15 protein-coding genes are annotated in these 14,329 nt (G+C 68.9%); 8 read left to right on the plus strand and 7 right to left on the minus strand.

Annotated features, from left to right (window positions below):
- Positions 1–188: 188 nt before the first annotated feature.
- Positions 189–746, minus strand: coding sequence for a hypothetical protein (locus AC16DP_RS38045; protein ID WP_329732379.1), 558 nt, complete (start codon positions 744–746; stop codon positions 189–191).
- A 208-nt stretch (positions 747–954) separates the two neighbouring features.
- On the opposite strand from AC16DP_RS38045, the gene AC16DP_RS38050 reads away from it, so the two are divergent.
- The 3 genes from AC16DP_RS38050 to AC16DP_RS38060 all read left to right on the plus strand — a co-directional run bounded on the left by AC16DP_RS38050 (position 955) and on the right by AC16DP_RS38060 (position 3,299).
- Positions 955–2,379, plus strand: coding sequence for an MATE family efflux transporter (locus AC16DP_RS38050; RefSeq protein WP_329732380.1), 1,425 nt, complete (start codon positions 955–957; stop codon positions 2,377–2,379).
- Between the two features lie 46 nt (positions 2,380–2,425).
- Positions 2,426–2,890: an FBP domain-containing protein gene (locus AC16DP_RS38055; protein ID WP_329732381.1), complete on the plus strand. Its 465-nt coding sequence runs from the start codon at positions 2,426–2,428 to the stop codon at positions 2,888–2,890.
- 154 nt (positions 2,891–3,044) lie between these two features.
- The gene (locus AC16DP_RS38060; RefSeq protein WP_329732382.1) at positions 3,045–3,299 is read left to right on the plus strand and encodes a hypothetical protein; all 255 of its coding nucleotides are present in this window, start codon (positions 3,045–3,047) and stop codon (positions 3,297–3,299) included.
- 10 nt (positions 3,300–3,309) lie between these two features.
- Here the strand turns inward: AC16DP_RS38060 and AC16DP_RS38065 are convergent, their stop codons facing one another.
- Positions 3,310–3,936, minus strand: a complete 627-nt coding sequence (locus AC16DP_RS38065) for a TetR/AcrR family transcriptional regulator (RefSeq protein WP_329732383.1) — start codon at positions 3,934–3,936, stop codon at positions 3,310–3,312.
- A gap of 48 nt (positions 3,937–3,984) precedes the next feature.
- Here AC16DP_RS38065 and AC16DP_RS38070 point away from each other — a divergent pair, with 48 nt between their 5' ends.
- Positions 3,985–4,830: an SDR family NAD(P)-dependent oxidoreductase gene (locus tag AC16DP_RS38070; RefSeq protein WP_329732384.1), complete on the plus strand. Its 846-nt coding sequence runs from the start codon at positions 3,985–3,987 to the stop codon at positions 4,828–4,830.
- Here AC16DP_RS38070 and AC16DP_RS38075 read toward each other — a convergent pair whose 3' ends face one another.
- Positions 4,831–6,177: an ammonium transporter gene (locus tag AC16DP_RS38075; protein WP_329732385.1), complete on the minus strand. Its 1,347-nt coding sequence runs from the start codon at positions 6,175–6,177 to the stop codon at positions 4,831–4,833.
- 429 nt (positions 6,178–6,606) lie between these two features.
- Between AC16DP_RS38075 and AC16DP_RS38080 the strand changes: the two genes are divergently transcribed.
- On the plus strand, positions 6,607–7,827 hold the full coding sequence (locus AC16DP_RS38080; protein WP_329732386.1) for a pyridoxal phosphate-dependent aminotransferase: 1,221 nt from the start codon (positions 6,607–6,609) through the stop codon (positions 7,825–7,827).
- Positions 7,824–8,609 carry a nitrilase-related carbon-nitrogen hydrolase gene (locus AC16DP_RS38085; RefSeq protein WP_329732387.1) on the plus strand — a complete coding sequence of 262 codons (786 nt, stop codon included), beginning with the start codon at positions 7,824–7,826 and terminating at the stop codon, positions 8,607–8,609. Before AC16DP_RS38080 ends, AC16DP_RS38085 begins: the two co-directional genes overlap by 4 nt.
- A 56-nt stretch (positions 8,610–8,665) precedes the next feature.
- On the opposite strand, the gene AC16DP_RS38090 is transcribed toward AC16DP_RS38085, so the two are convergent.
- The gene (locus tag AC16DP_RS38090; RefSeq protein ID WP_329732388.1) at positions 8,666–9,655 is read right to left on the minus strand and encodes an SDR family oxidoreductase; all 990 of its coding nucleotides are present in this window, start codon (positions 9,653–9,655) and stop codon (positions 8,666–8,668) included.
- A gap of 127 nt (positions 9,656–9,782) precedes the next feature.
- On the opposite strand from AC16DP_RS38090, the gene AC16DP_RS38095 reads away from it, so the two are divergent.
- Positions 9,783–10,709 (plus strand): helix-turn-helix transcriptional regulator, encoded by a 927-nt coding sequence (locus tag AC16DP_RS38095; RefSeq protein WP_329732389.1) that lies wholly within the window; start codon positions 9,783–9,785, stop codon positions 10,707–10,709.
- Between the two features lie 221 nt (positions 10,710–10,930).
- Positions 10,931–12,289, plus strand: a complete 1,359-nt coding sequence (locus AC16DP_RS38100) for a glycosyltransferase (protein ID WP_329732390.1) — start codon at positions 10,931–10,933, stop codon at positions 12,287–12,289.
- Between the two features lie 16 nt (positions 12,290–12,305).
- On the opposite strand, the gene AC16DP_RS38105 is transcribed toward AC16DP_RS38100, so the two are convergent.
- The 3 genes from AC16DP_RS38105 to AC16DP_RS38115 are packed head-to-tail and all read right to left on the minus strand — an operon-like array spanning position 12,306 to position 14,301.
- Entirely contained in the window at positions 12,306–12,884 is a 579-nt protein-coding gene (locus tag AC16DP_RS38105) for a hypothetical protein (RefSeq protein ID WP_329732391.1), read from the minus strand.
- Positions 12,881–13,891, minus strand: coding sequence for a M28 family metallopeptidase (locus AC16DP_RS38110; RefSeq protein WP_329732392.1), 1,011 nt, complete (start codon positions 13,889–13,891; stop codon positions 12,881–12,883). Before AC16DP_RS38110 ends, AC16DP_RS38105 begins: the two co-directional genes overlap by 4 nt.
- A complete protein-coding gene (locus tag AC16DP_RS38115) occupies positions 13,888–14,301 on the minus strand; it encodes a hypothetical protein (RefSeq protein WP_329732393.1) in 414 nt (137 codons plus the stop codon). The genes AC16DP_RS38110 and AC16DP_RS38115 overlap by 4 nt, the downstream gene beginning before the upstream one ends.
- Between the last annotated feature and the right edge of the window lie 28 nt (positions 14,302–14,329).

Raw genomic sequence — 14,329 nt, forward strand, 5'->3', positions numbered from 1 at the left:
GGTCAAGGTGCGCTCCTCGGAGGAGACGATGGACAGGACAACACGGCCGTACATCATCTGCCACATGGTGCCCTCGAAAGTACAAGGCACCCTCCGGTCGCGCGGCAAGCCAACTGGTCCGACCATCGGACCAGTTGCTCCCCATCGCGACCGGAACCTCCCCCCAGACAGGACTTCCTCCTCCTGGCTTAGTTCTTGATGATGTTCAAACGGGCGTAGTCGCCGTAGTCACCAGCGTAGCCCTCGACGATGATCAACAACTTCACGCCCTTGACGAGGCCCGAGAGGGTGACCTTCGACTGGAGGCCGCTTCCGTAATCGTCGTTGCAGCCCATGATCGACGAGGTGTTGCTGAGGTGGCGGATCTGGAGGACGGTATCGAAGTTCGAGCCGCCGGTGCCGAAGCTGTACGAGCCCGTTTCAGGCACCGTCCACACCCAGGAGATGTCCCGCGACGACCCGCCGTTGCAGCTGACCGACCACTGGTTGGAGGCCGTGCTGATGGCGGCGTAGGTGTCGACAGGGGAGCCGATTCGAGTGCCCAGGTCCCCCACGAGGGTCTGCGCATGCACCGTCCCGGCCGCGAGTTCGGACGCGGCCAGATCGACAGAGTCAGACGTGGTGGGCTTCGCGACGGCGGGCGCCGCGCCTTCGAGCGGCTCACCTTCCTCGATGGCAGGGCCACACGCACCCAGGAGAGAAGCACAAGCAGCCGCACAGACGACAGACGTGACAAGATTCTTCATGTTTCAATTTGTGAGATTGGTATTGGTCAGCCGCGAAATGCGGCGTGAGCCCGCTCTCGTTCAAAAAGAGACCCCTCGCGGCCGAGCTATGCATTTTCGTTATTTCCTTCATCACCGCCGGAGCCATGAACGTCTCCTCGAAAAGCGAGGGAGCGAGCACCCGCGCGGTTAAGCTCGGGCCGGGGCGGAACCCGCCACCCAGGAACGCATGAAACCCAACTTCGGACGCGACCTCACGACCGGCAGCATCCCCAAGCACATGGTCGCCTTCTCCATCCCGATGCTGATGGGGAGCTTCCTGCAGACGGCCTACAGCTTCATCAACGCCATCTGGGTCGGAAAGTTCCTGGGCCACGAGGCGCTCGCGGCCGTGACGGTGAGCTTCCCCGTCATCTTCGTGCTCTTCGCCATCGGCATGGGGCTCACCCTCGCGACGAACATCCTCGTGTCGCGGAACTACGGCGCCCGGAACATGGAGGAGCTGCGCAAGGTCGTCGACAGCTCCACCGTGCTGACGTACGCGCTGGGACTCGCGCTCACCGTCCTGGGCGAGCTCTTCGCGCCCGCCATCCTCCGCGCCATGGACACCCCGCCGCAGGTCTTCGCCGCGTCCGTCAGCTACCTGCGCATCTTCCTGCTCTCGCTGCCCTTCAGCTTCGGCCTCTTCCTGATCCGGAGCATGCTGCAGGGGGTGGGCGACTCCAAGACGCCGCTCTACTTCCAGTTCGGCTCGGTGCTCTTCACCACGGCCCTGGATCCCCTCCTCATCTTCGGGTGGATGGGGCTGCCGAAGCTCGGGCTGAATGGCACCGCCTGGGCCACCTTGATCTCCCAGGCGGTGGCCCTCACCGCGCTGATCAGCTTCCTCCGCTGGAAGAAGGTCCCCGTCGCGCCCTCCTGGCCGCGCCTGAGCCACCTGGGGCCCGTCACCCGGCAGACGCTGCGCATCGGACTGCCCTCGGCCGTCCAGCAGTCGCTCGTCTCCATCGGCATGGTGCTGGTGACGGGCATCGTCAACGGCTTCGGGGAGATCGCCACGGCCGCCTTCGGCGCCGCCTCCCGCATCGATCAGCTCGCCTTCATGCCGGCCATGACCTTTGGCATGGCCATCTCGACGCTCACCGCGCAGAACCTCGGGGCGGGCCACCACCACCGCGTGCGCGAGGTCTTCTTCTGGGGCTGTCTGTTCAGCGGAGGGATCACCCTGGTCATCTCCGCCCTGGCCGTGGCGTTCCCGGAGGCGCTCCTGCGCATCTTCATCTCGGATCCCGCCGTCATCGCGCCCGGCATCTCCTACCTGCACATCGTGGGAAGCACCTACGTCCTCTTCGCCCTCATCTTCGTCAGCAACGGCATCATCAACGGGGCGGGACACACCTTGACGACGACGGTGTTCACGCTGGTCAGCCTCTGGGTGGTGCGCGTCCCCGTGGCCTGGTGGCTGTCGCGGCGCATGGAGAGCGTGACGGGCGTGTGGTACGCCATCTCCCTGAGCTTCGTCGTTTCGCTCGTCGTGAGCATGACGTATTACGCCTCGGGCCGTTGGGCGCGCTCGCTCGTCAAGAAGCCCGCCGAGGGGCCAGCGGCGCCGAACCCGGGGGAGATCTTCGGCCACGAAACGGGGGAAGCGTAGTCAGTCACCGGCGCCATCGCGCGTCACGGTGGTGGGGGAGGAGTCCATGTTCCGTATCGAGACAGAGAAAGAGCTGCTGAGCGCGTTCCGTTCACGGGATCGCAAGTACGTGGAGTTGCCCAAGGGCACCCAGTTGCCCCTCTTCGTCCGTGACTACCTGGCGTGGGTGGATCCGTACGGGGTGCGCGTGTTCCTGGTGTTCACCGCGCCGGGCGGCAAGCGGCCCACGGGTATCGCCTTCCGCCGGGATCAGCAGGGAGACAAGGCCCTGGCGGTCCGGGTGTGTGATTGGTGCCGGACGGCTGGCTCGGCGGATCAGATCGGCCTGCTCACCACGGACGTCGATTCCAAGCGCCGCGTGGGTGTGAATCTCTGCCTGGATCTGCGCTGCAACGAGCGGCTGGAGGCGGAGATGAACAGGGCCGGCCGCAGCGTCGTGGACGAGAACAAGCACCTCATCGAACGCATGTCCCGCTTCGCGAGCGAGGCGCTGGGCATCGAGTTCAGCTGACGGGCCCCCAGGGGTACACCGCTGACATCGAGCGCTTCACGCCGTGAAGCCCCACCGCCGGCGCGGGCGGACAGGCGAGCGGCTGAAGGCCCGGGCGAGGACCAGCGGCTGACGCGGGACGTGAGCGGACCCACACTCCTCGCAGGAGGCTTCCATGGCCAAGTGCGAGGTTTGTGGCAACGATTACTACCTGGCCTTCCAGGTCATCACCGCGGGCGTCACCCACACCTTCGACAGCTTCGAGTGCGCCATCCACAAGCTGGCGCCCGTCTGCGATCACTGCAGCTGCAAGGTGCTGGGCCACGGCATCGAGGCGAACGGCACCTTCTACTGCTGCGCCCATTGCGCCCGCGCCGCCGGAGCGCGCTCCATCGTCGACAACGCGGATCACGCCTCCGTCCAGCAATAGGCCCGGCCGCCTACGTCTCCGGCGCCACGAGCACCGCGCGCACCAGCTCCACCGCCGTGTCCGCCAGTTCGCGGAGCTGGCCCGCGCGTCCCTTCTCGGCCGCGACGAGCACCAGCTCGTTGATGCCTCCGACGAGCGCCGTCGCCATCGCGGGTGAGAGCGCGCGCAGCTCCGGGTTCTCCTCGCGCGCCCTCCGCACCAGGCCCCTCAGCTGCTCGGCGAAGCGCTGGTGCACCTCGCGCCGCAGCTGGAGCGCGCGCGGGCCGGCGGCGTGGATCTCCAACAGATACGTCCGCGTCAGCGCGGGCCTCGCCTCGAGCGCGTCCAGGTACGCGCGCGTCGCCGCCTGGAGCCGCTCCTTCCACGAGAGGCCCGGGGCCGCGGAGGCGGTGTCGATCGCCCGCAGCGTCTCCTCGCTGGCCGCCACGTACGAGGCGAGGAAGCACGCGTCCTTGTCCGCGAAGTGCTCGTAGAAGGTGCGCTTGGACACCCGGGCGTGCCGGACGATGTCCGCGATGGTGGTGGCGGCGTAGCCCTTCTCGGTGATGGCGGCCGCCAGCCCCTGGAGCAGCCGATCCCGGCTCGGGGTTCCATCACTTCCGGGGCGGAGGCCGCCTGACTCGGGGGGCGCTTGCATCTGGTACCGGACCGTACCACAGTCCCGCCACCCCACCGGGAGTCGGAAATGAAGACAGTGCAGGGCAAGGTCGCGGCGATCACTGGCGCGGGCTCGGGCATCGGCCGGGCCACGGCGAGGCTGCTGGCGCGCAAGGGCTGCCATGTCGCCATCTCGGATGTGAACGAGACGGGGCTGGCCGAGACGGAGGCCATGTGCCGCCAGGCGGGCGTCAAGGTGCTCGCCGCCCGGGTGGACGTGGCTCGACGCGAGGAGGTCGAGGCCTGGGCGGCCCAGGCCGCGCGCGAGCTCGGCGGCGTCCACATCATCATCAACAACGCCGGGGTGGCCCTGGGCGCCACCATCGAGGACATGCGCTACGAGGACTTCGAGTGGCTCATGAACATCAACTTCTGGGGCGTGGTGCACGGCACCAAGGCCTTCCTGCCGCACCTCAAGGCCGCCGGGGACGGGCACATCGTCAACATCTCCAGCGTCTTCGGGCTGATCGGCGTGCCCACGCAGGGTGCCTACAACGCCGCGAAGTTCGCGGTGAAGGGCTTCACCGAGGCGCTGCGCCAGGAGATCGAGGTGGAAGGGCTCCCCATCGGCGTGACGAGCGTGCACCCCGGTGGCATCAAGACCAACATCGCCCGCAGCGCCCGCTTCACCGCGAGGAAGGGCTGGGTGGAGGAGGCGTCCAACAGCGACTTCGAGAAGGCCTTCGCCACCACCCCGGAGGTGGCGGCCGAGAACATCCTCCAGGCCATCCTCAAGAACCGCCGGCGCCAGCTCATCGGCGCCGACGCGGTGTTGATCGATCTGGTGCAGCGCGCGCTGCCGACGCTCTACCAGACGCTGCTGGTGGCGGGCGCGAAGCGGCGCCGGCAGAAGCTGCTGAACAAGGCCGGGTGATCAACCCTCCATCACGGGGCCGGCGCCCAGCGGCGCCTTCTCCGGATCGCGGGCCTTCGGAGCCGAGGCCTCGCGCGGCGTCATGCCGTGGCCGCCCAGGGAGATGCCGGTGTGGTAGGCGCGCTCGCCGTGGACGTGGGGATCCAGGCCCTCGTACTCGGCCTCGGCGTCCACGCGCAGCCCCACCACCGCCTGCACCACCTTGAGGAGCACGAAGGTGAGCAGCGCGGAGAAGGCGGCCACCGCCAGGATGCTGAGCGCCTGCTTGCCCAGCAGGGCCCAGTTGCCCCCGGCGATCACCCCGTCGGCACCGGCCGGATTGACGGACACCGTGGCGAACACGCCCGTGAGCAGGGCGCCGAGCGCTCCGCCAACGCCATGCACGCCCACGACGTCCAGGGCGTCGTCGTAGCGGAGGTGCTCCTTGAGGAGGACGCCGCCGTAGCAGACCCCGCCGGCCAGGAAGCCGATGGCCAGCGCGCCCATGGGCGAGACGAAGCCGGCGGCCGGGGTGATGCCCACCAGGCCGGCCACGAGCCCGCTGGCGGCGCCCAGGGCCGTCACCTTCTTCAGACGCACCAGGTCCACGAGGCCCCACGCCACCGCGCCGGCCGCGGCCGCCAGGTGGGTGTTGGCCGCGGCGACGGCGGCCAGCTCGTTGGCGGCGAGCGCACTGCCCGCGTTGAAGCCGAACCAGCCGAACCAGAGCAGCCCCGCGCCGAGCAGGGTGAAGGTGAGGTTATGCGGGGGCTGCCGCGCGCCCCGGCGGCGGCCCACCACGAGCGCCACCACGAGCGCCGACACCCCACTGGTGAGGTGCACCACGGCGCCCCCGGCGAAGTCGAGCGCGCCCAGCTTCAGCAGCCACCCGTCCGGCGCCCACACCCAGTGCGCCACGGGCGCGTACACGAACGTGGCCCACAGCACGGTGAAGAGCAGGAAGGCGGAGAACTTGAGCCGCTCGGCGTACGCCCCGCTGATGAGCGCGGGGGTGATGGCGGCGAAGGTGCCCTGGAAGAGGAAGAAGAGGATGTGCGGCAGCGTGCCCTTGGCCTCCTGCCCCACCCCTCTCATGAACAGGTGGGTGGCCCCGCCGATGAGCCCTCCGTGGCTCTCTCCGAAGGCGAGCGAGTAACCCCACAGCGCCCACACCACCGTCACCACCGCCAGGGCGCCGAAGCTGTGCATGAGGGTGGAGAGCACGTTCTTGCCCTGCACCATGCCCCCGTAGAAGAGCGCCAACCCTGGCACCATCAACATCACCAGGGCGCTCGCTACGAGCACCCATGCCACGTCCGCTCCGACGATTCCGCCCGGCATCATCACCTCGCACGGTTGGGGCCGCATGGGCCCGCCTGGCTCGAAGCCAGTGCAACCGGAGGGCCAGACCGGGGGGGCAGCCCATCCCCTCGAAATCAGGGGCGGGAGACGCCTGCCTGGCGAAAGTTTTCGCCCACCCGGTCCCTACAAAATTGTCGGACGCGGCCCGGGAAACGACAAATTCGTAGGAAGCCTCCCGAGCACCCGGGAGGACGTCCGCCGCGCCCTCCCCGCTCCTGGAAAGGAGGCGCCGGGCGCTTCTTCCTACGTTTTTGTCGCTCCCCCGGTGGATTCCTACAAATTCGTAGGAATGTATTGATGGTTGACGGCGGCGTTGCCGCACCGCATTATGACGCTGGATTCAGTTTCCAAGCCCGCCAGCCCCCCGCTGGTGGGCTTTTTTATTTCCCCCCACCTGTTTCCCCCCGCCACCCGCAGTCCGAGGAGCACAAGACGATGTCAACGGCCGTGACCGAGAAGCTTCCCGCCCACACCCTGGACGCCATCTCCTTCGGGAAGATCGTGCAGATCCGCGAGGGGCTGCTCCGTGCCCAGGCAACCGGCAAGCGGGTCATCCGCTTCGAGTCGGGTGATCCCAGCTTCTCCATTGCCCCGCACGTGGCGGAGGCGATCGCCGCGGCGATGCGGGCGGGCAAGACGCACTACGTGCCCAACGACGGCATCCCGGAGCTGCGCGCGGCCCTGGCCGACAAGCTGCGCCAGAAGAACGGCATCCAGGGCGCCACGGCCGAGCAGGTGTTCCTCACCAACGGCGCCATGCACGCGCTGTACGTGACCTTCGGCGCGCTGCTCGCGCCCGGGGACGAGGTCATCCTCCCGGATCCGATGTGGACCGAGGTGGCGGAGAACGTGAAGCTCGCCGGTGGCAAGCCGGTGGGCGTGCCGGTGCGCGCCGAGGAGGGTTACGCCTACCGCCCCGACGCCATCCAGGCGGCCATCACCCCGCGCACGCGGGCCATCTTCCTCAACACGCCCCACAATCCGACCGGCGCCGTCATGCCTCGCGAGACGCTGGAGGCCATTGTCGCCCTGGCGCGCAAGCATGACCTGTGGATCGTCTCGGACGAGGCCTACGAGGACGTCATCTATGAGCCGCACGTGCACCACTCCATCGCCTCGCTGGCCGGGGACTGGGCCGAGCGCGTCATCAGCGTCTATTCCTTCTCCAAGAGCCACGCGATGAGCGGTCTGCGCACGGGCTATCTGCACACCCCGTGGCCGCTGCTGCAAAGGCGCGTGCAGAAGCTGCTGCGCTGCACCATCAACGGCGTGAACAGCCTGGCGCAGTGGGGCGCGCTGGCCGCGGTGACGGGGCCGCAGGAGCCCCTGCGGGCGATGCGCGCCGAGTACCGCCAGCGCCGCGACGTGCTGGTGAAGGCGCTGGAGGGAATCCCGGGCGTGCGCCCCTTCACCCCGCGCGGTGCGTTCTACGTGTGGGCGGAGCTGGAGCCGTCCCTGTACTCGCGGCTGGACGTGGCCAACGCGGACGCGCTGTCGGCCCGGCTGGCGGCGCAGGGCATTGGCAGCGCGCCGGGGGATGCCTTCGGCCACTCGTGCGAGAACGCCATCCGCTTCGCCTTCAGCTGCGACACGAAGATGGTGAACGAGGGCGCGGAGCTGCTTCGCGCCGCGCTGCTCGGTGGAGCTTCGCGATGAGCCACCGCCTGAACGTGGCCCTGGGCCAGTACGACATCGGCTGGCACTCGCCGGAGGCCTCGCTGGCCGCCGCGGAGACGTTGATCACCCGCGCGAAGGCGGGCGGGGCCCGGCTCGTCGTGCTGCCGGAGATGGCCACCACGGGCTTCACCATGGACAAGTCGCAGGCCACCCCGCTGCAGGGGCCCGTGGTGTCCCGCCTGGGTGAGCTGGCGGCGCGCTCCGGCGTCTGGCTCGTGGCCGGCGTGGCCGTGCGCGAGGACGAGGGCTCGGACACGGCCGCTCCCCGCACGGTGAACACGGCGATCGCCTTCGATCCGGAGGGACGGGTGGCGGCGGTGCACCGCAAGCAGCGGCTCTTCGCCTACGGCGGCGAGCACGAGCACTACCGCGCGGGCACCAGGCCCACCTGTCTGCTCATCGACGGGGTGCGGACCGCGCTCTTCATCTGCTACGAGCTGCGCTTCCCCGAGCTCTTCGGCGCGGTGGCCCGGGACGTGGACGCGATGGTCCTCATCGCCAACTGGCCGGCGGCGCGCCACGCGCACTGGGATGCGCTGCTGCGCGCCCGGGCGATCGAGAACCAGTGCTACTTCATCGGGGTGAACCGCATCGGGAGCGGCGGCGGACTCACGTATGACGGCGGCTCGGCGGCCTTCACCCCCTGGGGCGAGGACATGGCGCCCGAGACGGCGTCCGGCGTGCCCATCGTCACGCTCGACACGCGCACCGTGGCCGAGGTGCGCGAGCGCTATCCATTCCTGCGCGACCGCGTGGTGTAGGCCTCTCCCACGGCCGCTGGATGCGGGGCTGAGCGCCCTCCGTCCCGGACTTCGTCTCAGTCCTTGATGAAGTCCGGGAACGCGATGTCGATGGGACCGTCGAACCACGAGGCGTACGCGCGCTCATCCGCCACCGGATAGACGCGCCCGTACTTCTCGCGGAAGTGGGTTGCCCAGTCCGGCTTCCGCCCGTCCACGTCGGTGAAGCCGTACTCCTTGGCGAGATCCCACGAGCTGAAGACGCGGCCCGCCTTGCGCCGGACTTCTGGATCCGCCGCGAGCGCCGCGACCCCGCGTGCCACGTAGTACGGCGTCTCCGAGGCGATGAAGTCGGGCTCCTTCGCCGCGCCATCCCGCCACGTCGCCTCGGTGACGCCGAAGTGCTCGAGCATCGCCTCCGAGCGGAGGAAGCCCGGTGTCACGGCGAGCGCCGTCATCCCGGGCTTCTTCCGGAGCTCGTTGGCCATCGCGAAGGCGAGGCGGATGACCGACATCTTGGCCAGGTCGTAGAAGAGGTTGCCGCGATAGCCGAAGTGGTCGCCATCGGTCACCTCGATGATCAGCCCGCGCTCTCCCTCGAGCATGAGGGGCACCGCATGGCGGCTCGTCACGATGTGCGTCCAGATGGCCCGCTCGAGCAGCACGCGTCCCTTCTCGAGGGAGAGCTTCCAGAAGGGCGCTCCGAACTCGGTCAGCTCGTCCCCACCCCAGATGTCGTTCACGAGCACGTCCAGCCGGCCCTGCTCGGCGCGGATGCGCGCACAGAGGGCCTCGACCTCGGACTCCACCGTGTGGTCCGCACGAATGGCGATCCCCCTGCCCCCTCGCGCGGTGACCCACTCGGCCGTCTCCTCGATCGTCTCGGGACGCCGATCCAGCTCGAGCAGCGGGCCCGGGCCCTTTCCCCGCTCCGTCTGCGCGCGCGTGCTGCGGCCCGTGCAGTAGACGGTCGCCCCGGCCTCGCCCAGCGTGCAGGCGATCGCGCGCCCCGCCCCCCGTGTGGCTCCCGCGACCAGGCAGATTCTTCCTTCCAGCGTCTTCTTCATGGCGTCTCCCTCCAGCGTCCACGTCTTCAAGATGAGGGCGGCGACCCTAAAGGGCGATTGTTGACACCTCCTGTCAGGAATGGGCGTTACGCTGTTTTTCATGCGCGCGGACCGGTTGGTGAGTCTGATGCTCCTGCTCCAGGACGAACGGCGGCACACGGCCGAGGAGCTCTCGCGGCGCCTCGAGGTGTCGCCACGCACCATCTACCGGGACCTGGATGCGCTCTCGTCCGCGGGAGTCCCCGTGTATGCCCAGCCCGGCTCCACCGGCGGCATCGGGCTGCTCCCGGGCTGGCGCACCCAGCTCACGGGACTCACCGGGCCGGAGATCCAGGCGCTCGCGAGCGCCCATCCCATCGATGCCCTGGATGACCTCGGGCTGGCGGGCCCGTTGCGGTCGGCGCTCGTGAAGCTCGCCGCGGCGCTCCCCAGCGTGCAGCGGACGGCCGCCGAGCACGCCCGGCAACGGCTCCACATCGACGGGTCCTCGTGGTTCGGCGAGAAGGATCCGGTACCGCACCTGACCGTGCTCCGGGAGGCAGTGTTCCAGGATCGGAAGGTCCGGCTGGCCTACCGCGACTTCGAGGGCGCGCGGAGCACCCGCGTGGTGGACCCCTACGGCCTGGTCATCAAGGGAGACCACTGGTACCTCGTCGCCGACGACCAGGGCGTGACGAAGGTCTTCCGCGGTGCACGGGTGGAGGGGGCGCGCATGCTCACGGATACGTTCGCGCGGCCCGCGGAGTTCGAGCTCCGGGCCTTCTGGAAGGACTGGTGCAAGCGGTTCGCGACCCAGCGGGCCCGCTACGAGGTGACCTTGCGGCTCACCGCCGAGGGAGCCGAGGCGCTCGCGGCGATGCGCCCGGGCTCGGAGCGGGAGCGCATCCGCGTGGGCACAGTGACGATCGACTTCGAGCGCCTCTCGATTGCGCTCTCTCAGCTCGTCCTGCTCGGCCGTGGGGCCGAGGTCCTGGAGCCACCGGAGTTGCGCGCCCGGCTCGGAGCACTCGCGAACGACCTGAGCGCTCTCTACGGAACGCGACCCCGATCCTGAGGCCTGACGGGTATGGCGGCACGCCTCCCCCGCCTCCGTAAGGCCCGGCCACAGCGCCTTCTCCCCTCACATTGTGACTGGCGGTAGCACCGACTGCCTGTGATAGGTTATCGGGGAAATCCGCTTTGGAAGATGGCCCTGCGCGTCGCCGATGTCATCGCCCGCGCGAGCCTTCCGGCCCCCGCCGCGAGCACCTCTGCCTGAGCCCCCTTGGAGATAGCATGGCCACCATCGTCATCACCCCCATTCCCGAGAGCGGACACCTCAACCCCACGCTGAAGCTCGCGAGAGATCTCCGGGCCCGCGGCCACCACGTCATCTACTGCGGCATCCGGGACCTGGAGGAGCGCGTACGGGCCCAGGGCTTCGAGTTCCACGTGGTGCTCGAGGAGGTCTGCCCCAAGGGCTACTTCGAGAACGCCGTCACCCTGGCCAGCACGCTGAAGGGAAAGGCGCTCAAGGCGTTCGCCCGCGAGGCCGCGCGGCGCGAGACGAAGGTGCTCCAGGCCATGCACGACGGAGCGCTGGATCAGGTCATCACCGGGCTGAAGCCGGACATCCTCATCTGCGACATCCTGTTCCCGCAGCCCGCGACGATCGCGCACGGCCTCGGCGTGCCCACCGTGCTGCTCAACACCAGCCTCCCCATGCGCCTGGATTACTCCAAGCCGCCCATGTTCTCCTTCATCCTCCCGGATGGCCGCCTGTTCACGAAGGTGGGCATCCGCTACGCGTGGCTGCGGTGGATGAACTCGATGCTGAAGCAGCGGATAAGGGTCGCGCTGGGGTACAACTCGCCGCAGCGCCTCATGCTCGCCCGGATCGCTCGCAGGTACGGCGTCCCGGACAGCCAGATGGATCTGCGCAGCATGAGCCCGGGCCCGCTCCTGCCGGAGATCATCCTGTGCCCTCGCGAGTTCGTCGACTTCGGCGAGCCCTGGAAGGGTGATTTCCAGTACCTGGAGCCCTCCGTCGACGTGCACCGGCAGGAGCCGGACTTCCCCTGGGAGCTCGTCCCCGAGGGCAAGCCGCTCGTCTATTTCTCCATGGGGAGCATGGCGTACAGCGAGGCCCGGGAGCGCAGCTTCCAGGAGGCCGCGCTCCAGGTGGCGGCCAGACGGCCGGACTGGACATGCGTGCTGAACGTGGGCCGCAAGACGGATCCGGCCACGCTGCACCAGAAGCACCCCAACGTCATCGCCGTCAGATCGGCGCCCCAGCTCAAGCTGCTCCAGCGGGCCTGCGCCATGGTGAACCACGGCGGCTTCAACACCGTGAAGGAGTGCATCTACTTCGGCGTGCCCATGGTGGTGATCCCCCAGAAGGTGGACCAGCCGGGCATCTCCGCGCGCGTGGTGTTCCACGGCATTGGAACCCGCATGCACCACTTCCAGCTCAACGGAGACACGCTGCGGGCCGCCCTGGAGGAGATCACCTCCAAGCCGGGCTACCAGCAGAACATCCAGCGGATGCAGGCCGTCTTCCGCGAGGCCGAGAAGAAGGCGAACGTCGTCGACTTCGTCGAGCGCCTCATCCGGTCCCCCCGGCCCCAGGCCACCTACCGCGCGCTGGCGGGGTGAGTCATTCCCGGGGGAGTCACTCCAGGGGGATGCTCACCTCGAGCACCCCCAGCCGGTAGGCGAACCCCACGCCGGGGAACTCCAGGCCCGCGCCGATTCCCACCTCCGCCAGCGACACCTGCATGCCCTCGTAGGTGAAGCGCAGCGGAGCGAGTTGGAGGCCCAACGCGTACGGCGGCACCACCGGCACGCTGGGATGAGCCGGCGTGAGGAACGTCAGCCGGTCTCCCACGAAGGTGGAGAGCGTCACGAGCACGGCCGGGGTGTACACGCCCCGACGCTGGATCCCCGCTCCCGCCCGCAGCACCACCGAGTTGCCCACCAGCATGTGGTAGGTGGCGTCCACCTGGAGGATGAAGCGCTCCTGGAAGGTGTCCCGCAGCCCCACGCCTCCGCCAATACCACCGGCGGTGCGCGTGTCGGAGAGGTACACCTGCGCTCCCGCCGGCAGATACACGGAGAACCGATGGCCCGCGAGCCAGGCCGGCGCGTTCGCGGCGGGCACGTCCCCACTCAGGGCCCCGGGCTCCTGGGCCCGTCCCTCGGCTCCAGCGAGCACCCCGAGCGCGAGGACAAGCGTACGGGCGCGGCTCATCGGGGACCTCCCGCCCAGAGCGCCACCGCCGCCAGCGAGACCTGGACCGCCTTGCGGAACATCTCCGGGTGCAGCGTGTCCACCGTGTCGGTGGGCCGGTGGTAGTGGGGGTTGCGGAAGTTGGCGGTGTCGGTGAGGAACATGGCGGGGTGACCCACCGCCCAGAGCGAGCTGTGATCGCTGCGCTGCAGGGCGCCGCCCATGGTGAACGTGCCATCCCGCGGCACCAGGATGGGGACCACCTTCATCAGCCCCAACCGCTCGTTGAGCGTGAAGAGCTCGGCGGCACGCGGGTGGGAGAGCTCGTCGGCGATGACCGTCAGGAAGTCGCCGGCCTCCGGGGTGGGCAGCCCGGGCATGGAGCGCTGGGAGCCGGGCGTGAAGTCGTAATACCCGATGCCGTCGAAGACGATGGAGCTGTAGATGCGCTCGCCCTTGATCGTGTCCGCGTACCGCAGGCTGCCGATCAGCCCGAGCTCCTCCAGGTCGAACCCGACGAAGCGGATGGTGCGGTCGAACTTGTACTGGGACAGGATGCGGGCCATCTCCACCATCGCCGCCGTGCCGGAGGTGTTGTCGTCCGCCCCCTGGTACACCGCGTCATAGTGCGCGCCCACGAGGATGATCTCCTCGGGATGCGTGACGCCGGGCAGCTCGGCGATGATGTTGGACGTCGTCAACGGCTCCGTCCCACCCGTCTGGTGTGAGATCCGCAGCCCCGCCGACTCGAAGCGCCGCTGGAGGATCTCCCCACTCAGCTTGCGCGTGAGCGAGCAGAGCGACGAGTTGGGAGACCGGCCCAGCAGGGCACAGTCCAACGGCTGCTCTTCCTTGCTCTTGCGGACGTTCGTCACCTCCACCACGAAGTCCATCAACCGCTGCTGCTCCACCTGCTCCACCAGCGGCCGGATCGCCTCCACCTGGGCGTTGTCGATCAGGGACTTGGAGCAGGACACGCTCCAGAGCGCACCCAGCAGGACGGGGACGAACACGAACAGCCGATTCATAGCGCGACTCCCAACCGCAGCAGACCCAGGTACAGGCGCGTCGTCACGCCCAGCGGCGGTGTGCTGGTACCCACCTGGAGCTCCATCGCGTTCACGAGGAACATGCCGAAACGGAAGCGCAGCGGCGAGGCATTCAGGGCCACGTACAACGGGCCCACGTCCGCGTCCTCCTGCTGGTAGAGCTGCACCGAGGGGAACGGGAGCCGCCGATCCAGCCTCGCGAAGCCGGTGAGCCCCAGCTCCGGCCCCACCGAGGGCTCCCAGAAACCGAAGCGCGCCGTCAGTTGCGCCTGGACGAAGAGCTCCCCCGGAAACCGGGCCTCGCTGACCGGCAGGCCCGTGCGCAACCCCCCGCCCAGACGCACCGCGCGCCAGAACCCCGAGCTCCCCACGCGCCGGTGATAGCTCACGTCCAACGTCCGGAAATCCACCGACTTC

This window comes from Archangium sp. (genome assembly GCF_057119385.1).